Annotated in this window: 39 protein-coding genes, 1 rRNA gene and 1 pseudogene; 3 read left to right on the forward strand and 38 right to left on the reverse strand. The window is 42.3% G+C overall.

Annotation, left to right across the window (positions count from 1 at the left end; genetic code table 11):
• Positions 1–470: ribosomal RNA gene (locus tag AXI57_RS07585) — 16S ribosomal RNA — on the reverse strand; the annotation flags it as partial.
• A gap of 418 nt (positions 471–888) precedes the next feature.
• On the opposite strand from AXI57_RS07585, the gene pdaB reads away from it, so the two are divergent.
• A complete protein-coding gene (gene pdaB / locus AXI57_RS07590) occupies positions 889–1653 on the forward strand; it encodes a polysaccharide deacetylase family sporulation protein PdaB (RefSeq protein WP_003328249.1) in 765 nt (254 codons plus the stop codon).
• A 1-nt stretch (position 1654) separates the two neighbouring features.
• Here the strand turns inward: pdaB and kbaA are convergent, their stop codons facing one another.
• On the reverse strand, positions 1655–2251 hold the full coding sequence (gene kbaA, locus AXI57_RS07595) for a KinB-signaling pathway activation protein (protein ID WP_061669741.1): 597 nt from the start codon (positions 2249–2251) through the stop codon (positions 1655–1657).
• A gap of 107 nt (positions 2252–2358) precedes the next feature.
• Here kbaA and gerD point away from each other — a divergent pair, with 107 nt between their 5' ends.
• Entirely contained in the window at positions 2359–2916 is a 558-nt protein-coding gene (gene gerD, locus AXI57_RS07600; protein WP_003328251.1) for a spore germination lipoprotein GerD, read from the forward strand.
• 35 nt (positions 2917–2951) lie between these two features.
• Here gerD and AXI57_RS07605 read toward each other — a convergent pair whose 3' ends face one another.
• The 3 genes from AXI57_RS07605 to AXI57_RS07615 form a co-directional block, all read right to left on the reverse strand.
• Positions 2952–4010 carry an Mrp/NBP35 family ATP-binding protein gene (locus tag AXI57_RS07605; protein WP_003328252.1) on the reverse strand — a complete coding sequence of 353 codons (1059 nt, stop codon included), beginning with the start codon at positions 4008–4010 and terminating at the stop codon, positions 2952–2954.
• A gap of 82 nt (positions 4011–4092) precedes the next feature.
• Complete coding sequence (cwlD, locus tag AXI57_RS07610; RefSeq protein ID WP_010787439.1) at positions 4093–4806, reverse strand: N-acetylmuramoyl-L-alanine amidase CwlD; 714 nt, start codon at positions 4804–4806, stop codon at positions 4093–4095.
• 58 nt (positions 4807–4864) lie between these two features.
• On the reverse strand, positions 4865–5308 hold the full coding sequence (locus AXI57_RS07615) for a DUF2521 family protein (protein ID WP_061570370.1): 444 nt from the start codon (positions 5306–5308) through the stop codon (positions 4865–4867).
• 143 nt (positions 5309–5451) lie between these two features.
• Here AXI57_RS07615 and AXI57_RS20740 point away from each other — a divergent pair.
• A pseudogene (locus AXI57_RS20740) lies at positions 5452–5865 on the forward strand (DinB family protein).
• Positions 5866–5910: 45 nt separating this feature from the next.
• Here AXI57_RS20740 and AXI57_RS07620 read toward each other — a convergent pair.
• The 33 genes from AXI57_RS07620 to rpsS form a co-directional block, all read right to left on the reverse strand.
• Complete coding sequence (locus AXI57_RS07620) at positions 5911–6678, reverse strand: class I SAM-dependent methyltransferase (protein ID WP_061669743.1); 768 nt, start codon at positions 6676–6678, stop codon at positions 5911–5913.
• A gap of 407 nt (positions 6679–7085) precedes the next feature.
• Positions 7086–7478: a 30S ribosomal protein S9 gene (gene rpsI, locus AXI57_RS07625; protein WP_003328256.1), complete on the reverse strand. Its 393-nt coding sequence runs from the start codon at positions 7476–7478 to the stop codon at positions 7086–7088.
• Between the two features lie 20 nt (positions 7479–7498).
• Positions 7499–7936, reverse strand: a complete 438-nt coding sequence (gene rplM, locus AXI57_RS07630; RefSeq protein ID WP_003328257.1) for a 50S ribosomal protein L13 — start codon at positions 7934–7936, stop codon at positions 7499–7501.
• Positions 7937–8095: 159 nt separating this feature from the next.
• Positions 8096–8839 carry a tRNA pseudouridine(38-40) synthase TruA gene (gene truA, locus AXI57_RS07635; protein WP_003328258.1) on the reverse strand — a complete coding sequence of 248 codons (744 nt, stop codon included), beginning with the start codon at positions 8837–8839 and terminating at the stop codon, positions 8096–8098.
• A gap of 9 nt (positions 8840–8848) precedes the next feature.
• Entirely contained in the window at positions 8849–9646 is a 798-nt protein-coding gene (locus tag AXI57_RS07640) for an energy-coupling factor transporter transmembrane component T family protein (protein WP_013390724.1), read from the reverse strand.
• A complete protein-coding gene (locus AXI57_RS07645; RefSeq protein WP_061669745.1) occupies positions 9643–10512 on the reverse strand; it encodes an energy-coupling factor ABC transporter ATP-binding protein in 870 nt (289 codons plus the stop codon). Before AXI57_RS07645 ends, AXI57_RS07640 begins: the two co-directional genes overlap by 4 nt.
• On the reverse strand, positions 10488–11333 hold the full coding sequence (locus AXI57_RS07650; RefSeq protein WP_061669747.1) for an energy-coupling factor ABC transporter ATP-binding protein: 846 nt from the start codon (positions 11331–11333) through the stop codon (positions 10488–10490). The genes AXI57_RS07645 and AXI57_RS07650 overlap by 25 nt, the downstream gene beginning before the upstream one ends.
• Positions 11334–11471: 138 nt before the next feature.
• Positions 11472–11834: a 50S ribosomal protein L17 gene (gene rplQ, locus AXI57_RS07655; RefSeq protein WP_003328263.1), complete on the reverse strand. Its 363-nt coding sequence runs from the start codon at positions 11832–11834 to the stop codon at positions 11472–11474.
• Between the two features lie 76 nt (positions 11835–11910).
• Entirely contained in the window at positions 11911–12855 is a 945-nt protein-coding gene (locus tag AXI57_RS07660) for a DNA-directed RNA polymerase subunit alpha (protein ID WP_003328264.1), read from the reverse strand.
• Positions 12856–13031: 176 nt separating this feature from the next.
• Complete coding sequence (rpsK, locus tag AXI57_RS07665; RefSeq protein WP_010787431.1) at positions 13032–13427, reverse strand: 30S ribosomal protein S11; 396 nt, start codon at positions 13425–13427, stop codon at positions 13032–13034.
• Between the two features lie 20 nt (positions 13428–13447).
• Complete coding sequence (rpsM, locus tag AXI57_RS07670; RefSeq protein WP_003328266.1) at positions 13448–13813, reverse strand: 30S ribosomal protein S13; 366 nt, start codon at positions 13811–13813, stop codon at positions 13448–13450.
• A 22-nt stretch (positions 13814–13835) separates the two neighbouring features.
• On the reverse strand, positions 13836–13949 hold the full coding sequence (rpmJ, locus tag AXI57_RS07675) for a 50S ribosomal protein L36 (RefSeq protein WP_003156543.1): 114 nt from the start codon (positions 13947–13949) through the stop codon (positions 13836–13838).
• 33 nt (positions 13950–13982) lie between these two features.
• Entirely contained in the window at positions 13983–14201 is a 219-nt protein-coding gene (gene infA, locus AXI57_RS07680; protein WP_003156508.1) for a translation initiation factor IF-1, read from the reverse strand.
• A complete protein-coding gene (locus AXI57_RS07685; protein WP_003328267.1) occupies positions 14179–14520 on the reverse strand; it encodes a KOW domain-containing RNA-binding protein in 342 nt (113 codons plus the stop codon). Before AXI57_RS07685 ends, infA begins: the two co-directional genes overlap by 23 nt.
• 8 nt (positions 14521–14528) lie before the next feature.
• Positions 14529–15275 carry a type I methionyl aminopeptidase gene (gene map / locus AXI57_RS07690; RefSeq protein ID WP_003328268.1) on the reverse strand — a complete coding sequence of 249 codons (747 nt, stop codon included), beginning with the start codon at positions 15273–15275 and terminating at the stop codon, positions 14529–14531.
• Positions 15272–15925 carry an adenylate kinase gene (locus AXI57_RS07695; protein WP_003328269.1) on the reverse strand — a complete coding sequence of 218 codons (654 nt, stop codon included), beginning with the start codon at positions 15923–15925 and terminating at the stop codon, positions 15272–15274. The genes map and AXI57_RS07695 overlap by 4 nt, the downstream gene beginning before the upstream one ends.
• A gap of 54 nt (positions 15926–15979) precedes the next feature.
• A complete protein-coding gene (gene secY / locus AXI57_RS07700; RefSeq protein ID WP_010787430.1) occupies positions 15980–17275 on the reverse strand; it encodes a preprotein translocase subunit SecY in 1296 nt (431 codons plus the stop codon).
• A 1-nt stretch (position 17276) separates the two neighbouring features.
• Entirely contained in the window at positions 17277–17717 is a 441-nt protein-coding gene (gene rplO, locus AXI57_RS07705) for a 50S ribosomal protein L15 (protein ID WP_003328272.1), read from the reverse strand.
• 30 nt (positions 17718–17747) lie between these two features.
• Positions 17748–17927: a 50S ribosomal protein L30 gene (gene rpmD, locus AXI57_RS07710; protein WP_003156497.1), complete on the reverse strand. Its 180-nt coding sequence runs from the start codon at positions 17925–17927 to the stop codon at positions 17748–17750.
• 13 nt (positions 17928–17940) lie between these two features.
• Positions 17941–18441 carry a 30S ribosomal protein S5 gene (rpsE, locus tag AXI57_RS07715; protein ID WP_003328273.1) on the reverse strand — a complete coding sequence of 167 codons (501 nt, stop codon included), beginning with the start codon at positions 18439–18441 and terminating at the stop codon, positions 17941–17943.
• 24 nt (positions 18442–18465) lie between these two features.
• The gene (gene rplR / locus AXI57_RS07720) at positions 18466–18828 is read right to left on the reverse strand and encodes a 50S ribosomal protein L18 (protein ID WP_003328274.1); all 363 of its coding nucleotides are present in this window, start codon (positions 18826–18828) and stop codon (positions 18466–18468) included.
• Between the two features lie 32 nt (positions 18829–18860).
• Positions 18861–19400, reverse strand: a complete 540-nt coding sequence (rplF, locus tag AXI57_RS07725) for a 50S ribosomal protein L6 (RefSeq protein ID WP_003328275.1) — start codon at positions 19398–19400, stop codon at positions 18861–18863.
• A gap of 29 nt (positions 19401–19429) precedes the next feature.
• A complete protein-coding gene (gene rpsH, locus AXI57_RS07730; protein WP_003328276.1) occupies positions 19430–19828 on the reverse strand; it encodes a 30S ribosomal protein S8 in 399 nt (132 codons plus the stop codon).
• Between the two features lie 31 nt (positions 19829–19859).
• A complete protein-coding gene (gene rpsN, locus AXI57_RS20745) occupies positions 19860–20045 on the reverse strand; it encodes a 30S ribosomal protein S14 (protein ID WP_003156488.1) in 186 nt (61 codons plus the stop codon).
• A 22-nt stretch (positions 20046–20067) separates the two neighbouring features.
• Entirely contained in the window at positions 20068–20607 is a 540-nt protein-coding gene (gene rplE, locus AXI57_RS07735; RefSeq protein ID WP_003328277.1) for a 50S ribosomal protein L5, read from the reverse strand.
• A 26-nt stretch (positions 20608–20633) separates the two neighbouring features.
• Positions 20634–20945: a 50S ribosomal protein L24 gene (rplX, locus tag AXI57_RS07740; RefSeq protein ID WP_003328278.1), complete on the reverse strand. Its 312-nt coding sequence runs from the start codon at positions 20943–20945 to the stop codon at positions 20634–20636.
• Between the two features lie 36 nt (positions 20946–20981).
• The gene (gene rplN, locus AXI57_RS07745; RefSeq protein WP_003328280.1) at positions 20982–21350 is read right to left on the reverse strand and encodes a 50S ribosomal protein L14; all 369 of its coding nucleotides are present in this window, start codon (positions 21348–21350) and stop codon (positions 20982–20984) included.
• Between the two features lie 41 nt (positions 21351–21391).
• On the reverse strand, positions 21392–21655 hold the full coding sequence (gene rpsQ, locus AXI57_RS07750; RefSeq protein ID WP_003178345.1) for a 30S ribosomal protein S17: 264 nt from the start codon (positions 21653–21655) through the stop codon (positions 21392–21394).
• Between the two features lie 22 nt (positions 21656–21677).
• Complete coding sequence (rpmC, locus tag AXI57_RS07755; protein ID WP_003156482.1) at positions 21678–21878, reverse strand: 50S ribosomal protein L29; 201 nt, start codon at positions 21876–21878, stop codon at positions 21678–21680.
• Positions 21868–22302 carry a 50S ribosomal protein L16 gene (gene rplP, locus AXI57_RS07760; RefSeq protein WP_003156478.1) on the reverse strand — a complete coding sequence of 145 codons (435 nt, stop codon included), beginning with the start codon at positions 22300–22302 and terminating at the stop codon, positions 21868–21870. The genes rpmC and rplP overlap by 11 nt, the downstream gene beginning before the upstream one ends.
• Before the next feature lies 1 nt (position 22303).
• The gene (gene rpsC, locus AXI57_RS07765) at positions 22304–22960 is read right to left on the reverse strand and encodes a 30S ribosomal protein S3 (protein ID WP_003328281.1); all 657 of its coding nucleotides are present in this window, start codon (positions 22958–22960) and stop codon (positions 22304–22306) included.
• A 3-nt stretch (positions 22961–22963) separates the two neighbouring features.
• Positions 22964–23305: a 50S ribosomal protein L22 gene (gene rplV, locus AXI57_RS07770; protein WP_003328282.1), complete on the reverse strand. Its 342-nt coding sequence runs from the start codon at positions 23303–23305 to the stop codon at positions 22964–22966.
• 16 nt (positions 23306–23321) lie between these two features.
• Complete coding sequence (rpsS, locus tag AXI57_RS07775) at positions 23322–23600, reverse strand: 30S ribosomal protein S19 (protein WP_003328284.1); 279 nt, start codon at positions 23598–23600, stop codon at positions 23322–23324.
• Between the last annotated feature and the right edge of the window lie 46 nt (positions 23601–23646).

A 23646-nucleotide genomic window follows, 5' to 3' on the forward strand; every position in this document is an offset into this window, starting at 1 on the left:
GAACGGCACTTGTTCTTCCCTAACAACAGAGCTTTACGATCCGAAAACCTTCATCACTCACGCGGCGTTGCTCCGTCAGACTTTCGTCCATTGCGGAAGATTCCCTACTGCTGCCTCCCGTAGGAGTCTGGGCCGTGTCTCAGTCCCAGTGTGGCCGATCACCCTCTCAGGTCGGCTACGCATCGTTGCCTTGGTGAGCCGTTACCTCACCAACTAGCTAATGCGCCGCGGGTCCATCTGTAAGTGGTAGCCGAAGCCACCTTTTATGTTTGAACCATGCGGTTCAAACAAGCATCCGGTATTAGCCCCGGTTTCCCGGAGTTATCCCAGTCTTACAGGCAGGTTACCCACGTGTTACTCACCCGTCCGCCGCTAACATCAGGGAGCAAGCTCCCATCTGTCCGCTCGACTTGCATGTATTAGGCACGCCGCCAGCGTTCGTCCTGAGCCAGGATCAAACTCTCCGATAATGGACCGCAGATTAAGTTCGCCACATCCTGTGGCAACATCTGCGTGACCTGCATCGTGCAGGCCTTAGTTTGACTGACTACGCACATCGCTGTGCGATTTTTATGTTAAAACTTTGAATTAACAGGTACGTTTTGTCTTGTTTAGTTTTCAAAGATCATCTTGTCCGCTTCGTTTGAAGCAACTTTATTACTATACCATTCAGCTTCTTTTATGTCAACAACTTTTTTTAAAGTTATTTTGAAGCTTTTATGTTTTGTCTGCTGTTCATCAGCGACGAATAATAATATACCATGGTTTCTTTAAAAAGGTCAACAGTTAATTTCGTTTTTTTTCAAAGTCTTTTTGATTGTTATATTTGTCCGGCTTGTTTCATACGATTAAGCAAGGATTATGGACAAGATAAGGAGGCGTCATCTGGTGAATCATTTTTATGTGTGGCATATAAAACGTGTAAAACAAATAATCATTATCATCATCGCAGCTTTTGCCACAGCCGGTTTCTTTTATATACAAAAAGCAGTTCCCCTTCCTGTATTTTCGACTGACAGCGGTCCAAAAGCAATTTATAAAGGAGAAACAAAGTCTGATTCTGTTTCTCTCACCTTCGATATCAGCTGGGGAGACGAAAGAGCCTTACCTATTCTCGACACCCTGAAAGCCAACGGAATTAAAAACGCGACGTTTTTTTTATCTGCCTCTTGGGCTGAGCGTCATCCTGACACAGTTGCACGCATCGTAAAGGACGGCCACCAAATAGGGAGCATGGGTTATGCTTATAAAAACTACGCAAATCTGGAGAACAGCGATATTAAGAAGGATATTGTCCGGGCTCAGACCGCATTTGAAAAATTAGGCATTAAAGATGTGCATCTATTAAGACCGCCTACCGGACAATTCAACAAAGATGTATTGAAGATTGCGAACCAGTATGATTATACTGTCGTTCACTATAGTATTAACTCACACGACTGGACAAATCCGGGCGTTCAAAAAGTTATTGATAATGTAAGCAGCCAGCTTGCGGGCGGAGACATCGTCCTTTTACACGCCTCAGATTCCGCAAAACAGACTGAAGAGGCTTTACCGGAAATTATAAACCGTTTAAAAGAAAAAGGATTAAAAAATGTCTCCGTCGGGGATCTCATTGCAAATACCGAAGCTAAATCTTCAGAAATCAAATGACTTATTTCTCCGCAAACTTAGGCAGCATCAGCAATTGAAAAGCATTACAGCCCATTAAAGGAAAGAGCATTAAATAAAGCCAGTCCTCTTCATTTACTCTTAGAGCCGGAAACCATTCTAAAGCAGTGATGACAACCATTAAGAACAGAGATGATATAAATGTTTTTTTTGAGGACTGCTTTTGCTTCATGTATGCCGCAAGCAATCCAAACACCAGCAAAAACAACGGCAGCCAGGCATAGCCTATGATGGACTCTCCGCTGCCTCCAAAAAATAAAAAACGAACATACATTAAATCAAACGCTACAAATAAGATTAAAAACAATTGGAGCCAATTCCATAACGATGAGGATCTTAGGATTTCCAGTGCAAAACGATGAACCGTTAAAAACACAAAAAAGCCCATCTGACTGATTACGCTGAATATCATACCCACCCCTACAAACCACAATAATACAGAGAAGATCTCACCTATCTCCAGGTTTATAAACAATTCTTTGTATTCTTCCCATTTTAATGCAAAACCAACGATACTCGTGATAAGTGCACCTACTGCCAATATAGAAAAGAAAAAACGAACAAGTCCACGGCTTTTCATTTCTTATCCAACCCCTAAAAATCGCAAATAGCGATATTTTGTTATGTATATTTTCAGACGGATTCTTCATATTAAAAGTAAGACAAGTATGTGAAAGGAGCTTAAGCATGTCAAAAGCCAAAACGCTATTGATAAGCTGTTTTTTATTATTATCTGTAACAGCTTGCGCTCCAAAAGACCAAGCAGCGGATATGGATTATGACCAGACTAAAAAAATGGTTGTCGATATATTAAAGACGGATGATGGAAAAAAAGCGATTAAGGAATTATTAAACGATGATGCGATGAATGAAGCGTTGGTGATTGATCAGGATGCGATTAAGTCAACGATAGAGAAAACACTGACATCTAAAAAGGGCGCAGATTTCTGGAAGAACATCTTTGAAGACACCGAGTTTTCCGAGAGCTTTGCTAAAACCCTTCAATCTGAACATGAAAAAGTCATTAAAAAACTGATGAAAGATCCTGATTATCAAAAAATGCTGATGCAGATTATGCAGGATCCTGAAATGAATAAGAAATACAGCGAGCTTGCTAAGAGCCAAGAATTCCGCAGTTACTTAGAGGAAGTAATCACTGAAACCCTTTCAAGTCCTTTATACAAGAAACAATTCGAGGATGAATTAAAAAAAGCAGCCAGCAGTTCCGCTAAAGAAAAAGAATAAGACGGCAACCGGGATTACATCATCCCGGTTCCCCTTTATGCATTAACAGAAGCTTTCTCAGCAACTTCTTTTGCAATCTCATAATAAATTTCACCGATAGGGTGGCTTCTATCATAAACAGATGGCGCGAACTGGTCTTTATTCCAGTCAGGCTGTTTCAAAGGAATTCTGCCAAGCAGCGGCACTTTCAGTTCTTCTGCAAGCTTATCTCCTCCGCCTTTTCCAAAGACATACTCTTTTTCACCAGTTGTTGCACTTTCATAATAAGCCATATTCTCAATAACACCTACGACCTCATGATCGGTTTTTATGGCCATAGATCCGGCCCGTGCGGCTACAAACGCAGCAGTCGGATGCGGTGTGGATACGATAATTTCTTTACAGCTCGGAAGCATGGTATGAACATCAAGTGCCACATCTCCAGTACCAGGCGGAAGATCAAGAACGATATAGTCCACTTCTCCCCACTCGACCTCATTGAAAAAGTTGTTGAGCATTTTGCCCAGCATAGGTCCTCTCCATACAACCGGAGCATTTTCTTCTACAAAGAAGCCCATAGACATGACCTTTACTCCAAACCTTTCGACAGGAAGTAATTTTTCTCCTTCTACGGTTGGCCGTACTGTGATACCCATCATATCCGGGACACTGAATCCGTAAATATCAGCATCAATCAAACCGACTTTTTTTCCAAGTCGCGCAAGAGAAATAGCCAGATTTACAGATACTGTTGATTTGCCTACTCCGCCTTTCCCGCTTGCTACCGCAAGAAATACCGGCGGCTGATCCCTATTTAACAGCGTTTCGTTCTCCGCAGAGGGCGCTCTGAACTTCGCTACTGTTTCTTCAGGCAGTTCTTCGAAACGGAGTCCGACAGTTTCTGCTCCTGCATCTTTTAGCACATTTACAATTTCTTGCTGGATCTGCATTTGTTCAGCAGTACCCGTTTTAGCAAGAGCAACTTTCACGCTGACATGCTGCTTTTCAGGCTTGATTTTCACTTCTTTTACTGCATCCAATTCTCCCAGAGGTCTTTGAAGAAAAGGTTCGCGCATTTCCCCAACTATCTTTCTTACTTCATCTTCTCTTATCATCGAACCTCACCCTTTTGTGTATTCGTTTACAAACGTTATTATATCATACATAAACAGTAAGGACCGCATGAGAAAACCCTCCTTATTCCGGAGGGTCTCCTTTTTCAGTGTAATACCTTAATATACCTTTATATATAGAAGATGCGACCTTATCTTGATATTTTGGTTTCCCCAACTGTTTCGCTTCCCCGGGATTGGATAGAAAGCCGACTTCTATAAGCGCCCCAGGTTTTGTGACATTTTGCATTAAGTATATCCCGTGAATCCGCTTTGCTTTTCGGGTTGTATTTTCCAGATTTGTTCTTAATTCGTCTTGAATGTATTTCGCTACTTTTTCATTTTCTTTGTATTTTCCATAATAAAAACTTTGTGCCCCGCTCCATTTTTGAGACGGGATTGCATTGAGATGGATGCTGATATAGAGTTCCGCCTCTGATTTATTGATCAGTGTCACACGTTTTCTTAAATCTTCAGCTTTTCGTCTGCTATAGCCTTTCATACCCTCAGGAGCCAAATCAGTATCACTTTCTCTGGTCATAATGACGAGGGCGCCTTGCTCTTGCAGATAATCCCTTACCCTGTCAGCAACCTCAAGTGTAATATCCTTCTCTAAAAGCTCTCCGCCAACAGCTCCTCCATCCGGTCCTCCATGCCCCGGATCCAGGTAAATGATCTTCCCGCTCAAAGGCAGACTCCATGGCTTCCAGGAATCATTATTGTTGAATTGATATTTAAATAAAAACAGTAATATGATGAAGCCTAGCAAAAAACTGAGCCATTTAAGCTTTTTCCTCATCCCTTTCCCTCCCGCTTGTCCGTTATTTATAAATATGGGACAGGGTCGGGAATTATGATTACCGCATGCGAAGCTTACATTGTTTTTCTCTTTGGGTAAAGCCCTCCGTCCACCAGTCTTTAATAAACTGACGTGAGGCTTCATAAACCATTTTTTTATCAAAAGTGGAATATTGCTCGTGTGTCCAATTATATAGATAATCAAAAAACTCCAACCGCAATTCTTCCTCTTCCCTTTCAGAGCGGGCATTTATGCTTTGCATGGATTCTCCGTAATAACCGAAAATACCAAAGCGCCCTCCCAATAGGTAAGCTTCTATAGCAAAATCTATACAGCCTTCACTGATGATATCCCTTTCGTCATGCAGAAATGGAAATAACGGTGTGAGACAAGCTTTTACAGACTGAATGATCTGCCTAAGCGAGAGTTCTTTGAGTAAATTTTTTTCAAGTTCAAAATCTTTCTGACGTTTTACTTCTATAAATGATAAAACCTCTGCCATACGACGCACCCTCCTTTTAACATTTATTTTGAAGCTGGGCTGTGAAAACCATGCCCGCATTCAGATGGAAATTCCGCCAAAAGAAGGTGTCTGTAAAAAAATGAGCGAATTTAATACAGAGGTGAGTTTTTAATGAGTAAACTATTTGCTCTTGGTGCGAGCAAATAAGCGAAGAAGAATTACTAAAGAGTAGAACGGGCGGTATGGGGAGCATACTAAAGACACGATTCCACGTAATCGACGGAGAAATAAGCTGGATACATGAAATATTAGAGGAAAAGTTTTCCACCCCGATTGTGCATGCTTTAAAAGCATCAGCAATAAACAGCTTTCAATGGATTATCGGTCAGATGTAGTTGAGGTAATCAACAGCTGCGGGGAAGAGGATGGAGTGTATTCAGGTTATAGTAAGCTGGATGGCTAAACAATTTAGTAAAACCCACATTCTAAGACACGTCCTGACTCATAAAATCCATCACATCGGCCAGCTGTCTGTTTGGGCAAGAGAACTCGGAATCCCTCCTGTGGCAGCGAATTTTTTCAAAAGAATGTTATAACTGCCTCCCCAGAAAACAGCATCCAATAAGAGGATGCTGTTGGTTTCACACTTTAATGCTTCTTGTCACTGAGTATGTATTAATATACTCGTCCAATACAAATCCGCCTTTATCTTCATAAAAGCCAGAAATCATGAATCCAGCATCAATCTGTCCCTTGATTTGGTCTTCTAATGAATGTCCAAACTCAAGTGCTTCATTGTTTTGGATAAGTTCTTTTACTTTTTGCTTTGGAAGGTCTGCTGGATCGGAGTAAGGGATGGAGTGCTTCACTTTTAAAATGCCTTGCTTTTCTAACTCAATATCAAAGAGAAACACCACCGGATTGACAAAGCCGGAAATCAATGTGCCGTTTTTTTTCAGTACCCGATGCGCCTCTTTCCATACCGGCAGCACATTATCAATAAAAACATTTGAGACGGGATGTACAATGAAATCAAACGTTTCATCCTTAAAGCGCCCAAGATCATTCATGCTTCCTTTTACAGTATGTAATGTAAGGCCGTCACGTTCAGCCACATATTGATCCTGCTGAAGCTGTTTTTCTGAATTGTCTAAGATGGTGACGTCTGCCCCCGCCGCAGCTAAAATTGGGCCTTGCTGGCCTCCGCCCGCAGCTAAACAAAGCATTTTTAGACCCTTTACAGACGGGAACCATTCCTTTGGGACATCCTTAGTCGGCGTTAACCTTATATCCCACTCCCCGTTTTTGGCTTTTTCAATGATCCTTTTTTCTACAGCAACAGTCCATTCATTGCCTGATTCTACTTTATTATCCCATGCCTTACTGTTGTGTGTTACTAGCGAGTTCATGAATCGTGCTCCTTAGTCATAGTCGTTTAGAGTATATCAAATATTTCTAGATTTTCATCGCTATCCCTCTTTAAAATTAGAAAAAAATTCAAAAATTCGCAACAATTAAGTTTTTAGGTTTCTTGCTCTTTATATAAATCGCAGTGCTTTGGTTACTCAAATAAGTCTGAGATAGCAAATTTAGCCGTACTTGCCAGAACTCCCGCTGAAACTTTAGTGAGGAGGTAATCAGTTTCTTCAACTCCTCCTGCAAAAGAAAAAAGGGGTATATAGATTACTGATACAGTGAATGACACATTATTACTTGGGAAACCATATGGTTGTTCCCCCGAGTTCAGCGGAGTTATGTTCAGACAAAAAAAAGACCCCCAGCCCATAAAGGGTGAGAGTCTTTTGACAAGATGAAATTAACGTTTTGAGAACTGAGGTGCACGACGTGCGCCTTTAAGTCCGTATTTCTTACGCTCTTTCATTCTTGAGTCACGAGTAAGAAGTCCAGCGCGTTTAAGAGTTAAACGGTATTCAGGATCTGCTTCAAGCAAAGCACGAGCGATACCGTGACGGATTGCGCCAGATTGTCCAGCGAAACCGCCTCCTGTAACACTTACTAAAACATCATAGCTTCCAGCTGTTTCAGTCAGAGTTAAAGGTTGTTTAATATCTTCGATTAACGCTTCAAATGGAATGTATTCGTTGATTTCACGATTATTAACGACGATACGGCCTTCTCCTGGAACTAAACGCACGCGCGCTACAGAGCTTTTACGACGGCCAGTACCGTAATATTGAACCTGTGCCAAATTGGTAACCTCCCTTTTAATTAACCGCGAAGTTCGTAAACTTCAGGTTGTTGTGCTTGGTGTGGATGCTCAGAACCACGGTATACGTTCAATTTCTTGAACATTTGACGACCTAGAGAACCTTTTGGAAGCATGCCTTTGATCGCAAGCTCAAGCATTTTCTCAGGGTAGTTTGTACGCATCTCAAGAGCAGTTCTAGATTTCAAACCGCCTGGATGCTGAGTGTGACGGTAGTAGATCTTGTCAGTTAACTTTTTACCAGTTAACTCGATTTGTTCAGCGTTGATGATGATCACATGATCTCCAGTGTCAACGTGTGGTGTGTAAGTTGGTTTGTGTTTTCCGCGAAGGATAGATGCAACTTCTGTAGAAAGACGTCCTAGAGTCTTGCCAGCAGCATCAACAACAAGCCATTTACGTTCAATTGTACTTGCATTAGCCATAGGTGTTGTACGCATTGAATTTCCCTCCTAAATAATCTGTCATTTTCAATAAACTTCTGTTACGTTCTATTTCACAACACAATAAGTTCCGGGGCTTATCGTGGGGTTGAAATACATACCATATGATATCTTATAACTTTATGCAGACTCTGTCAAGAAAATGTTACACCTGGTTTAGTTGTCATAGTAAACGTGCCATAAATACAGTCCATGCCCGGGTGCTGTACGCCCCGCAGCTTCTCGGTCTTTCGCATCAAGCATGCCTTTCACATCGTCTGCGGAAAATTTTCCAGTACCGACATCTAACAGCGTGCCCGCGATAATTCTGACCATATTGTATAGAAAACCGCTCCCTACAATCCGCATTTGCAAACCGTCATCCGTGTCGGTCCAGTCCAGTTCATAAATAGTCCTGACTTTATCCCGCACTTCTGTATTAGCGGAGCAAAAGCTCGTAAAATCATGAGTGCCTATAAGGTGCTCTGATGCTTCTCTCATTTTCTGCACATTGAGACGATATGAAAAATGGTAAGCGTAATGCCGTTTAAATACGTCCGGGTGTTTTTCCGTGTACACAAAGTAGCGGTACTCTTTTTTGATCGCGCTAAATCGCGCATGGAACCCATCATCCGCATGTTCTGCCGTTTTTACGGCGATATCTCCCGGAAGCAATGCGTTTAATGCATACGGCCATCTCTCTGCCGGAATAGATAACGGGGTATCAAAATGAATGACCTGTCCGGCCGCGTGAACCCCGCTATCCGTTCTTCCGGAAGAAATCACCGGAACCTTGTCTTCAGACTTATGGAGAATGGCCAAGGCTTTCTCCAGCTCAGCCTGAACCGTCCTTTTTCCCGGCTGTACCTGATATCCGTTAAACAAATGTCCATCATAAGAAATCGTGCATTTCATTTTCATACGGCACCTCTACGACCTTAAGAAAAGTAACAGAACAGCCAAAAGTACAAGAGTAAGAATTACTGCTGTATCCTTCCCAGTCCATACAAGCTTTCTGTATTTCGTACGTCCTTCTCCGCCTTGATAGCCTCTCGCTTCCATGGCGACAGCAAGCTCCTCCGCCCGTTTAAACGCACTGACAAACAGCGGAACAAGCAATGGAACAATTGCCTTTACTCTGTCTTTTAAAGGACCGCTTGTGAAGTCCACCCCTCTTGCCATCTGAGCCTTCATAATCTTATCCGTCTCTTCCATCAAAGTCGGTATAAAACGTAAAGAAATCGACATCATGAGTGCAAGCTCGTGGACGGGAAGCTTGAGCTTTTTAAAAGGGTGAAGCAGCTGTTCCATTCCGTCTGTTATTTCAATCGGCGTTGTGGTCAAAGTCAGAAGTGTGGTTATTAAGATGAGGTACACAAATCTGAGAGAAATAAAAATCCCCTGAACAAGTCCGCCTTGATAAATTTTGATGAGTCCCAGATCTATGAGGACCGGTCCCTCACGCGTCATTAAAATATGAAGCAGAAAGGTAAACAGCACAATCCATATAATCGGCTTTAAACCCTTCAGCAAAAAGTGAAACGGGACTCTCGTTAAGGAGACAACACCAAACGTAAACACACCAAGCAAAGCATACGTCAGGGCATTATTAGCAAAAAAAACAATACAAACAAACATAAAGATGGTAATCAGCTTTGTTCTTGGATCCAAACGGTGAACAAGTGAAGAACCGGGTACATACTTGCCGATAATCATGCTATCCATCATAAGGTTTTCTCCTCCTGAAAGAGAGCACGGATTTCGGCTGCAGCGTCTTCGATTGTCAGCATAGGCTTTTCAAATTTGACGCCGAGTGCCATCTCCAGCTGCCTTTGAAATTTAATCGTTTCGGGGAGATCAAGACCCAAATCGGCCATTTCTTCACCCTTTGCAAATAAATCCCGGGGAGTTCCCGTTGCTTTAATTGTCCCTTGATGCATCACAATTATTTCATCGGCGTACGCAGCAGCGTCCTCCATACTGTGGGTGACAAGTATGGTCGTCAAATTACCTCTGGTATGAAGCTCATAGAACATGTCCATAATGTCTTGACGCCCTCTTGGATCGAGTCCGGCTGTCGGTTCATCCAGGACAAGCACTTCCGGCTCCATTGCAAGAACGCCGGCTATTGCGACTCGGCGCATCTGTCCGCCGCTTAATTCAAAGGGTGATCGATCAAGAAGTTCCTCTGACAGCCCGACGAGTTTTAACATTTCTCTGGCTTTCTGTTCAGCATCTTCTTTTCTCACGCCGAAGTTCATTGGACCAAAAGAAATATCTTTCAAAACTGTTTCTTCAAATAGCTGATGCTCCGGAAATTGGAAAACGATTCCGACTTTTTTCCGGAGGGCTTTAAGCTGCTTATTTTTTTTACCGGCTTGAAGCACAGTATCCCCCAGTGATATCTGTCCCTTTGTCGGCTTCAGCAGTCCATTCAAATGCTGAAGAAGAGTTGATTTGCCGGAACCTGTGTGCCCTATTACTGCTACATAGCTTCCTTCCTTAATCAAAGCATTGATATCATATAAGGCAAGCCGTTCGAACGGCGTTTTCATCTGATAGCGATGCTCTACATCTTTGATCGTAATGTCCATAGCTCTTTCACCAGCCCTTCCTGAGTCAGATGGTTTCCTTCCAGAGCCACTCCGCTTTCTTTCAACAGTTGGCTGAGCTGGAATGAGAAGGGCAGATCAAGGCCGATTTGAACAAGATCCTCATTTAATCGAAAAACCTCTTCAGGCGGTCCCTCAGCATACTTCCTGCCGCCATTCATCACAATGATTCTGTCAGCTTTAGCGGCCTCATTCAAATCATGGGTAATGGATATAACTGTGGCCATGCCTTGCTCTTTTAAATGTCTTACCGTTTCAAGCACTTCTTCTCTGCCAATCGGATCTAACATAGAGGTTGCTTCATCTAAAATAATAATATCAGGACGTGCGGCGAGAACTCCCGCAATCGCAACTCTTTGCTTTTGGCCTCCGGAGAGATGGTGCGGCTCTTGATCGAGAAAATCAAACATGTTGACTTGTTTTGTCGCCCAATCTACTCTCTCTATCATTTCTTCCCGCGGTACACCATTGTTTTCTAAACCAAAAGCCACATCATCGCGAACCGTCGTTCCGACAAATTGGTTATCCGGATTTTGAAAGACCATTCCAATCTTTTTTCGAACATCCCAAACTGATTCCTCAGTCAGCGGTATGCCGCCTACCTCAATCTCACCTGTCTCAGGCATAATTAAGCCATTTAATGCCCTGGCCAGCGTTGACTTCCCAGAACCATTGTGACCAACTATTGCAAGCCATTCGCCCTCATACACTTGCAGGGATACACCGTCAAGTGCCGGTCTTTCTGCATCTTTTCGATACCGATAAGTAATGTCATTTACTGATATCAAGTGTTTTTCATTCATGGACAGCCTGGCCTCCTCTCAACTAAAACTCTGCTTTTCTCTTCATCTTCTTGTACAAAAAGCTTTTGTATCTAAAAAAAGGGCATAGATCCAGTTAGAAACTGTCCCGCCCTTCTTTAGATACACAAAGATATGTGATTAAACCAATTCGATAATTGCCATTGGTGCTCCGTCACCACGGCGAGGACCAAGCTTCATAATACGTGTGTATCCACCTTGGCGCTCCTCGTAACGAGTTGCAACGTCAGAGAATAATTTTTGAAGTGCATCTTGGTTATTTTCTTCATTGGCAACCTCGTTGCGGATGTAAGCAGCAGCTTGACGGCGAGCATGAAGGTCACCGCGCTTGCCTAGCGTGATCATTTTTTCAACTACTGAGCGAAGTTCTTTCGCACGAGTTTCAGTTGTTTCGATTCTTTCGTTGATGATCAAATCAGTTGTAAGATCACGAAGCATAGCTTTACGCTGTGCACTCGTACGTCCTAGTTTTCTGTATGACATGTGATGTCCCCTCCTTTATTGGAATGCTGTTCTGAAATAAAAAACACACGAAAATCCTAGTTCACATCGAAACTAGTCAATCGTCTTTGCGAAGGCCGAGTCCGAGTTCTTCTAGTTTTGCTTTCACTTCTTCAAGTGATTTGCGACCTAGATTACGAACTTTCATCATATCTTCTTCCGTCTTGTTCGCAAGCTCTTGAACCGTGTTAATACCCGCACGCTTTAAACAGTTGTAAGAACGCACAGAAAGATCCAATTCTTCAATCGTCATTTCAAGAACTTTCTCTTTTTGATCCTCTTCTTTTTCAACCATGATTTCAGCATGCTGAGCTTCGTCAGTTAACCCAACGAATATATTAAGGTGTTCAGTTAAAATCTTTGAACCAAGCGCAATCGCTTCTTTAGGTCCAGTGCTTCCATCAGTCCAAACATCAAGTGTAAGTTTATCATAGTTTGCAACCTGGCCTACACGAGTGTTCTCTACCTGATAAGATAAACGAGAAACTGGCGTAAAGATTGAATCGATCGGAATCACGCCGATTGGCTGATCGTCTCTTTTGTTTGAATCAGCAGGTGTATACCCACGTCCTCTTTGAGCGGTAAGGCGAACTCGGAAACTCGCATTCTCACCAAGAGTTGCAATATGAAGATCAGGATTCAAGATCTCAATATCACTATCGTGTGTAATATCAGCTGCTGTTACAGTACCTTCACCCTGTACATCAATTTCAAGCGTCTTCTCTTCATCAGAGTAGATTTTCAATGCAAGCTTTTTAATGTGTAAGATAATTGTTGTTACATCTTCCACAACGCCTTCAATTGTCGAGAATTCGTGTAGTACACCATCTATCTGGATCGATGTTACAGCGGCACCAGGGAGTGAGGATAAGAGGATACGACGTAAGGAGTTACCCAGAGTAGTACCATATCCACGCTCAAGTGGCTCTACGACAAACTTACCAAATTTGGCATCGTCGCTGATTTCAACCGTTTCGATTTTTGGTTTTTCAATCTCGATCATTACTTAAAACCCTCCTTCAAAACGTCGAAACCTCGAATAGAATCATATGAGATTCCATCCGAAATTCCCCATTGTTTAGTCCCGTATGTGCTCAGGCAACGAGTCGGTGCATTCGTTTCATAAATAACTGTATCATAACCCATTATTGACAGGGACACAAAATCTATACAAACAAATTACACGCGGCGACGTTTTGGTGGACGGCATCCGTTATGAGGAACAGGAGTTACGTCTCTGATAGCAGTGACTTCCAGTCCGGCAGCTTGAAGTGCACGGATAGCAGCTTCACGACCAGAACCAGGTCCTTTAACAGTAACTTCTAGAGTTTTAAGTCCGTGTTCGATTGATCCTTTAGCAGCTGTTTCAGCAGCCATTTGTGCAGCAAAAGGAGTAGATTTACGAGATCCTCTGAAACCTAGAGCTCCGGCACTTGACCAAGAAATAGCATTACCATGAGTATCAGTGATCGTAACGATCGTGTTATTGAAAGTTGAACGAATATGAGCGATTCCAGACTCAATATTCTTTTTCACGCGACGTTTACGCGTGTTTGTTTTACGAGCAGCAGCCATTGTTTAGGTACCTCCCTTACTTATTTTTTCTTGTTAGCTACAGTACGACGCGGACCTTTACGAGTACGCGCGTTGTTTTTAGAGTTTTGTCCGCGAACAGGCAATCCTCTGCGATGGCGAATTCCGCGGTAGCTTCCGATTTCGATCAGACGCTTGATGTTAAGAGAAACTTCACGGCGAAGGTCACCTTCTACTTTAAGTTTGTCAATAACATCACGGATTTTACCAAGTTCATCTTCAGTCAAATCACGTACACGAGTATCTTCTGAAACACCAGCCTCTTTCAAGACTTGTTGAGCCGTTGTGCGGCCAATTCCGAAGACATATGTTAATGAAATAACAACACGTTTGTCACGTGGGATATCTACACCAGCAATACGAGCCATTCTCTGGGCACCTCCTTATAAATTATCCTTGTTTTTGTTTATGCTTTGGATTTTCACAGATCACCATTACTTTTCCTTTTCTGCGAATAACTTTACATTTTTCACAGATTGGTTTAACTGATGGTCTCACTTTCATGTGTTTCCAACCTCCTTCAGTTTCCGGAGTGCTTTATTTGTAACGGTACGTAATCCTACCACGAGTTAAGTCATATGGAGATAATTCTACCGTAACTTTGTCTCCAGGTAAAATGCGAATGAAGTGCATGCGGATTTTACCAGATACATGAGCCAAAACTGTATGACCATTCTCAAGTTCAACTTTGAACATCGCGTTTGGCAACGTTTCGACTATCGTACCTTCCACTTCAATTACATCGTCTTTCGCCATTCAAGTGTTCTCCCTTCTTCAAATCAGTAACTTGCTCTCTGACAAATTTCAAAAGAGAAAATCTCAGTTTTCCGTTTGTCACACGCCCTGTTTCGTTTATACTGTTCTGAACTTCCGGAGATACGCAATCATAAAGGGTTAAATGATTGATATTCTTTTTCTTAGGAGAATGAAAAGTACGCTTTTCTCCGTCTGCTATTAGCACATGATGATGATCAACAATTCTTATGACAACAGCAAGCTGATTTGTTTCCCGACCCTGTTTGATCCGAACAATCTGCCCTACTTCAGGCGGAAAAACAACTGTCTTCGGAATCATCTCATCACCTAGACTTTTGTCAGTATATCAAAACCCGTTTCCGTAATCGCAATTGTATGTTCAAAATGAGCACACTTTTTCCCATCTACCGTTACAACAGTCCAGTTATCAGCCAATGTTTTCACATAGCGGCTGCCAGCGTTCACCATTGGTTCAATAGCCAGAACCATACCAGGTTTTAGCCGAGGCCCTTTGTTTGGCGGACCGTAATGAGGAATTTGCGGGTCCTCATGCAAGTCTTGACCAACACCATGTCCAACATACTCCCTAACAACTGAAAACTGCTCATTTTCGACAAATGTTTGTATTGCGTGGGAAATATTCGACAAACGTTCACCTGGTTTTGCTTCCTGCAAGCCTTTATATAAAGACTCCTCTGTCACTTCCAGCAGTTTTTTATCATCATCACTGATGTTTCCTACAGGATATGTCCAAGCAGAGTCACCATGATAGCCATTTAATTTTGCACCGATATCAATACTGATGATGTCACCGTCACGCAGCACCCTGTCACCAGGGATCCCGTGAACGAGTTCCTCATTAACTGATACACAAATGCTCCCGCGAAACCCATTATACCCCTTAAAAGATGGGATTGCACCCTGCTTGTTTATAAAACGTTCGGCAATTTGATCCAATTCTTTTGTCGAGATACCTGGTTTAATGTGCTTTTTCATCTCTTCATGAGTCAAAGCCACGATTCGCCCTGCTTCCCGCATGATATCAAGTTCACGTGGGGTTTTACAGATAATCATTTATTCAATCCTCCAAGAAGCTCTTTAATATCACCGTAAACGTCTTTAATGTCCTGTTGGCCATTGACGTTAACAAGAGATCCTTTCTCAGAATAAAAATCGAGTAAAGGCTGAGTCTGCTTCATGTTTACCTCAAGCCGTTTAGAGACGGTTTCCTCATTATCATCTGCCCGTTGATAGAGTTCGCCTCCGTCTTTATCACAAATACCCGGCGTTTTCGGCGGATTAAAGACTAAATGATAGGTTGTGCCGCAAACACTGCAAATTCTGCGTCCAGTCAGACGTTCCATTAAAGCATCTTTATCTACTTTAATGTTGATGACATAATCAATCGGTTTGCCGTATTCCTCAAGAATTGCTTCAAGAGCTTCAGCTTGAGCGACTGTTCGCGGAAATCCGTCCAGAAGAAAACCTCTTTCACAATCATCCTTGCCGAGTCTTTCTTTGACAATGCCGATTGTGACTTCATCAGGTACGAGCTCTCCCTTATCAATATAAGATTTTGCTTCGAGTCCGAGTGATGTTTCCTCTTTCATAGCAGCACGAAACATATCTCCTGTTGAGATATGAGGTATCCCATAATCCTCAACAATTCGTTCGCCCTGTGTACCTTTACCGGCACCAGGAAGCCCCATTAAGACTAAGTTCATTTCGGATTTCCCCCGTCTTCTCTTTTTTTAGAGGGAATGGATAAACCATTTCCTCTAATTTTTCATAAAACCTCGATAGTTTCGTTTCACCAACTGGCTTTCTAGTTGTTTCATTGTCTCTAAGGCTACTCCGACAACAATTAACAAAGATGTACCGCCAATTTGCGCACTTTGAGGCAATCCAGCGAATTGAATGAAAAAGATAGGAAGAATGGAAATCACGGCTAAAAATATAGAACCCACAAACGTAAGTCGATACAAAATGCTCGTAATTCTATCTTGAGTCATTTTCCCTGGACGAACCCCCGGGATATAGCCACCCTGTTTTTTAAGATTATCAGCCATTTGTTCAGGATTAACCTGGACAAAAGCATAAAAGTACGTAAAGGCAATAATTAAAGCAACATATACAATCATACCAACCGGGTGCGTGTTATCAAAGTTTGCTTGAATCCACTTTGTAACATCGTTAGATCCAAAAAATGACGCGATCGTACGCGGCGTTATAAGAAACGCAACCGCAAAGATTACCGGAATAACCCCTGCTGGATTCACTTTAAGCGGAAGGTGTGTTGACTGTCCTCCGCCAGCAGGTGAACGACCTGTGCCTTTAGCATATTGAATCGCAATTTTCCTAACGGCTTGCTGAATAAAAATAACTCCAACAATAACTGCTAAAATCGCAACTACTAAAAGAGCGATTGTTACAATATGCATAAATAGCTGATCATCGCCGCCGACAAATTGAGTCTCATATATTTGCCCAACTGTTTTCGGAATACTAGCCACAATCCCCGCGAAGATGATGATCGAAATTCCGTTGCCTACTCCATGTGATGTAATTTGTTCTCCAAGCCACATTAAAAAAGCAGTTCCAGCCGTAAGCACTAAAGCAATAATTAGGTATGTGGATATACCGGATTTTTGAATCAGCGCACCATTGGCGAGATTGTTAAATCCATATGACATACCTAATGCTTGGATAAAACCAAGCACAATTGTAAAGTATCTCGTAAACTGAGCTAATTTACGGCGGCCGACTTCACCTTGCTTAGACCACTCGGTAAACTTCGGCACAACATCCATCTGTAGAAGCTGAATGATGATTGAAGCAGTGATATAAGGGGTAATTCCCATTGCAAGAATAGAGAATTGGTAAAGCGCCCCGCCGCCAAATGTATTAAGGAGATCAAATACCCCCATTTGAGTCTGTGCCTGTAATACCTCAGAGTTAACATAAGGTACAGGAATAAACGCACCTATGCGAAAGACGATAAGCATGAGTAAAGTGAATATGATTTTATTCCGAATATCACTCACACGCATAAAGTTGGAGATTGTCTTAAACAAGTTAGATCACCTCAGCTGTACCGCCAGCAGCTTCAACAGCTTCTTTCGCAGAAGCAGAGAATTTATTGGCTTTTACAGTTAATTTTTTCTCTAATTTACCGTTGCCAAGAATCTTTACTCCTGCATTAAGTTTGCTTATAACACCAGTCTCTAGAAGAAGTTCAGGAGTTACTTCCGTTCCTTCTGCAAAACCGTTTAATTTATCTAAGTTGACTACACTGTAATCCTTACGGTTGATGTTTGTAAAACCGCGTTTAGGAAGACGTTGGAATAAAGGCATTTGCCCCCCCTCGAATCCTGGGCGTACACCGCCGCCAGAACGAGCGTTTTGACCTTTGTGACCTTTACCAGCTGTTTTACCGTTACCAGAACCAATACCACGACCTACGCGGTTACGCGTTTTACGTGAACCTTCTGAAGGCTTTAATTCATGAAGTTTCATTAGGACACCTCCTTAGCCTATAATTTATTTTTATTGTTCTTTAACAGAAACTAAATGAGATACTTTGTTAATCATTCCGCGGATCGCTGCGTTATCTTCATGAACAACTGTTTGGTTAGTTTTCTTTAAACCAAGCGTTCTCACAGTAACACGCTGATCTTCCGGACGACCGATTACACTGCGTTTGAGGGTAATTTCTAATTTAGCCATTAATGTTCCCTCCTTATCCTAACAGTTCTTCTACAGATTTTCCACGAAGCTTCGCAACATCTTCAGCACGCTTAAGCTCACTTAAACCTTGAAGTGTTGCACGAATCATGTTGATCGGTGTGTTAGAACCTAAAGACTTAGAAAGGATGTCAGCTACACCAGCAAGCTCAAGTACCGCACGTACAGGGCCTCCAGCGATAACTCCAGTACCTTCAGAAGCAGGTTTTAACAAGATGTTACCTGCACCGAAACGTCCGATGATTTCGTGTGGAATTGTAGTTCCAACCATTGGTACTTCAATCAAATTCTTTTTCGCATCTTCAACAGCCTTACGGATCGCTTCTGGTACTTCTTGCGCTTTACCAGTACCGAATCCTACGTGACCGTTTTTGTCGCCGACAACGACAAGAGCTGCGAAACGGAAACGACGACCACCTTTAACAACTTTCGCTACGCGGTTAACCGTAACTAAGCGTTCTTCTAACTCTAATTTGCTTGGGTCAATACGACGCATAGTCATGTGTCCCTCCTTCTTTTATTAAAATTTAAGTCCAGCTTCGCGAGCTGCATCAGCCAGCGCTTTTACACGTCCGTGGTATAAGTATCCGCCGCGGTCAAACACAACGTTTGAAACGCCTTTTTCAGCAGCGCGTTTCGCAACTAGTTCTCCAACTTTAGTAGCAGCAGAAATATCGCCAGTGCTTTCAATGTTCAAATCTTTATCAAGAGTAGATGCACTTACAAGTGTAACACCATTCACATCATCGATGACTTGAGCATAAATGTGCTTGTTTGAACGGAAAACATTAAGACGAGGTCTTTCAGCAGTACCCGAAAGTTTTGCGCGAACACGAGCATGTCTTTTAAGACGAGAAGCATTTTTGCTTGTTTTCGTAATCATCTAGGTCACTCCTTTCTTCACTTTAAACGGTCTTACTTAGCAGATTTACCTTCTTTACGGCGAACAACTTCACCTTCGTAGCGGATTCCTTTACCTTTGTAAGGTTCTGGAGAGCGGACAGCGCGAATGTTAGCAGCAGTAGCTCCTACACGTTCTTTGTCTGTACCTTTCACGACTACTTTTGTTTGAGAAGGAACTTCGATTTCGATGCCTTCTTCAGGAACGATCTCAACAGGATGAGAGTACCCAACGTTTAAAACAAGTTTATTTCCGGATTTAGCTGCACGATAACCGACACCGACTAATTCCAAACCTCTTTCAAAACCTTTAGATACACCTTCAACCATGTTTCCAAGCAGACTGCGAGTAGTACCATGCAATGCACGGTGCTCTTTATGATCAGAAGGACGAGCGACTGTAAGCACATTGTCCTCTATTTTAATTTCCATATCAGGATGAAACGTACGAGTTAATTCTCCTTTTGGTCCTTTCACTGCTACAGTATTGTCATTGTTCAACGTAACTGTAACTTCAGAAGGAATCTCAAGTAACTTCTTACCTACACGAGACATACCAAACACCTCCATTCATGTTAAACTTCTTACCAAACGTATGCTAGAACTTCTCCACCAGCTTGTTTTGCACGAGCTTCTTTGTCCGTCAAAACACCTTGTGATGTAGAAAGAATTGCAATTCCAAGACCGTTAAGTACGCGAGGTACTTCATTAGATTTAGCATAAACACGCAAACCTGGTTTGCTGATTCTTTTAAGACCAGTGATAACGCGCTCGTTGTTTTGGCCGTATTTCAAGAAAACGCGGATGATACCTTGTTTGCTGTCTTCTACGAACTCAACGTCACGAACGAAACCTTCACGCTTTAAAATTTCAGCAATTTCTCTCTTCAATTTAGAAGCCGGGATTTCAAGCTTCTCATGGCGCACCATGTTTGCATTACGAATGCGAGTCAGCATATCTGCAACTGGATCTGTCATAACCATTATTTAATAACCTCCTTCCCATTAACGGGGTTTACCAGCTGGCTTTTTTCACGCCAGGAATTTGTCCTTTATATGCAAGTTCACGGAAACAAATACGGCAAAGTTTAAATTTACGAATAACTGAGTGCGGACGCCCGCAGCGTTCGCAGCGAGTGTACTCTTGTACTTTAAACTTTGGTGTGCGTTGTTGTTTCGCAATCATAGACTTTTTAGCCACGATTTCGCCTCCCTTTCATTGATTATTTCTGGAATGGCATACCTACTTGAGTTAATAGCTCACGAGCCTCTTCATCAGAATTAGCTGTCGTTACGATAACGATGTCCATTCCGCGAACTTTTGTTACTTTATCGTAGTCAATTTCAGGGAAGATTAACTGTTCTTTAATACCAAGTGTGTAGTTACCGCGACCGTCGAAAGATTTTTTAGAAATCCCGCGGAAGTCACGTACACGCGGTAAAGATACAGAAATTAGTTTATCAAGGAAATCATACATGCGCTCTCCGCGAAGAGTTACTTTCGCACCGATCGGCATTCCTTCACGAAGACGGAATCCAGCAATTGATTTCTTCGCACGAGTAACGACAGGTTTTTGACCTGCGATAAACGTTAATTCTTCAACAGCACTGTCGATTGCTTTAGCGTTTTGAACAGCGTCACCAACACCCATGTTGATTACGATTTTTTCGATTTTAGGCACTTGCATGACAGAATCATAATTGAACTTTGTCATTAATGCAGGTGTAATTTCTTTTGTGTACTTTTCTTTAAGGCGGTTCATGAGATAGACCTCCCTTCCTTTTAATACTATTTATCTAAGACTTGCCCAGATTTCTTTGCTACACGAACTTTTTTGCCATCTTCCACTTTGTATCCTACGCGAGTCACTTCACCTGTTTTAGGATCGAGCGGCATAACGTTTGATACATGAATTGACGCCTCTTGATTAGAAATACCGCCTTGAGGGTTTGCTTGAGTTGGTTTAGAGTGTTTCTTCACCATGTTCACACCTTCAACTAAAACGCGGTCCTTTTTAGGGAAAGCAGCAAGGATCGTTCCTTGTTTGCCTTTATCTTTACCAGAGATAACCATTACTTTATCGCCTTTTTTAACATGCATCCTGATCGCACCTCCTTGACTAAGGCATTTAATTCATTAAATAACTTCTGGAGCTAGAGAAACAATTTTCATAAAGTTGTTTTCACGTAATTCACGAGCAACCGGTCCGAAGATACGAGTTCCACGCGGGCTTTTGTCGTCACGGATGATAACACATGCATTCTCATCGAAGCTGATGTATGATCCGTCTTTTCTGCGCGCTCCGCTTTTCGTGCGAACGATAACAGCTCTTACGACTTCACCTTTTTTGACAACGCCTCCTGGTGTTGCTTGTTTAACCGTGCAAACAATTACATCACCAATATTAGCCGTTTTACGTCCAGAACCACCAAGAACTTTAATTGTAAGTACTTCACGAGCGCCAGAGTTGTCAGCTACTTTTAAACGAGTCTCTTGTTGAATCATTTTTTGTTACCTCCCTTCGGAAAACATAATTCCGAACTTTATTAGATAATAACAGCTTCTTCGACAACTTCAACTAGACGAAAACGTTTAGTCGCAGATAATGGACGAGTTTCCATGATCTTAACGATGTCTCCGATTTTAGCTTGATTATTTTCATCATGTGCTTTGAATTTCTTTGAGTATTTTACGCGTTTACCGTAAAGTGAATGTTTTTTGTAAGTTTCTACAACAACAGTAATGGTTTTATCCATTTTGTCAGAAACAACACGGCCTTGGTAAACTTTGCGTTGGTTACGTTCGCTCATGCTCACGACCTCCCCTCAGTGATTATTTATTAGCAGCAATTTCTCTTTCACGAATCACAGTTTTCATGCGCGCGATAGCTTTGCGCACTTCACGAATGCGAGCAGTATTTTCAAGTTGTCCTGTCGCTAATTGAAAGCGAAGATTGAAAAGTTCTTCTTTAAGAGACTTTACTTTTTGTTCAATTTCAGCAGTGGTAAGGTCACGAATTTCATTAGCTTTCATTTGATTCACCACCAATTTCTTCACGTTTTACGAACTTCGTTTTAATTGGCAATTTGTGAGATGCAAGACGAAGTGCTTCACGAGCAACCTCTTCAGACACACCAGAAATTTCAAATAAAACTTTGCCCGGTTTTACAACAGCTACCCAACCTTCAGGAGCCCCTTTACCGGATCCCATACGTACCTCAAGTGGTTTAGCAGTGTAAGGTTTAGAAGGGAAAATTTTAATCCAAACTTTACCGCCACGTTTCATGTAACGAGTCATCGCAATACGGGCAGCTTCGATTTGGCGGTTTGTGATCCATGAAGCTTCAAGAGCTTGGATACCGTACTCACCGAAATGTACTTCAGTACCGCCTTTAGCGCGACCGCGCATTTTTCCGCGATGCTCTCTGCGATATTTAACGCGTTTAGGTAATAACATATTATTTTCCTCCTTCCTCAGTTTTCTTCTTAGTAGGAAGAACCTCTCCACGATAGATCCAGACTTTCACACCAAGCTTACCGTATGTTGTGTCAGCTTCAGATGTTGCATAGTCAATATCAGCACGCAATGTGTGCAATGGAACAGTTCCTTCACTGTAGTATTCAGAACGAGCGATATCCGCACCGCCAAGACGACCAGAAACCATTGTTTTCACACCTTGTGCTCCAGCACGCATTGTGCGTTGGATTTGTTGCTTCTGCGCACGGCGGAAAGAAATACGGTTTTCTAATTGACGAGCGATGTTGTCAGCAACTAGCTGAGCGTCAAGATCTGCTCTTTTGATTTCAAGAATGTTGATGTGCACACGCTTGCCAGTAAGGCTGTTAAGGGCTTTACGAAGTGCTTCGACTTCTGATCCGCCTTTACCGATTACCATACCAGGCTTAGCAGTGTGGATCGTAATGTTAACGCGGTTTGCTGCACGCTCGATTTCAACTTTAGAAACTGAAGCGTCAGAAAGGCGTTTGCTAATGTATTCACGAATTTTTAAATCTTCGTGTAGGAAGTCAGCGTAATCTTTACCAGCGTACCACTTAGATTCCCAATCACGAATGACTCCGATACGAAGACCGACTGGATTTACCTTTTGACCCACGACTTATCCCTCCTTCTTTTCTGATACAACGATTGTAATGTGGCTAGTACGTTTGTTGATTTGGCTCGCACGTCCCATAGCACGTGGGCGGAATCTTTTTAACGTAGGGCCTTCGTCAACGAAAGCTTGAGTAATAACCAGACTGTTAGCGTCCAATTCATAGTTATGCTCAGCGTTTGCGATTGCAGATTTTAAAACTTTTTCAATAATTGGAGAAGCAGCTCTCGGTGTTAGGTTCAAGATAGATACTGCTTCACCTACTTGCTTGCCTCGAATCAGGTCCATTACTAGACGTGCTTTACGAGGAGCAATACGGACTGTTCTTGCGACAGCTTTTGCTTGCATTTAAAAGCCTCCTCTCTTAGCGTCTTGTTTTTTTGTCATCACTAGCATGGCCTTTGTACGTACGAGTTGGTGCGAATTCACCCAACTTGTGACCTACCATATCCTCAGATACGAAAACAGGCACGTGTTTGCGTCCGTCATAGACTGCGATTGTGTGACCGATAAACTGTGGGAAAATAGTAGAACGGCGAGACCAAGTTTTTACAACTTGCTTCTTGTCCGTTTCATTTAATTTCTCGATTTTTGTCATCAAGTGTCCATCGACAAATGGTCCTTTTTTTAAGCTGCGAGCCATTTTGGAACCTCCCTTCGTGATTGCACTACGGTCCGATATGAACCGT

The sequence above is a fragment of the Bacillus atrophaeus genome (assembly GCF_001584335.1).
In the GTDB taxonomy this organism is placed as follows: Bacteria; Bacillota; Bacilli; order Bacillales; family Bacillaceae; genus Bacillus; species Bacillus atrophaeus.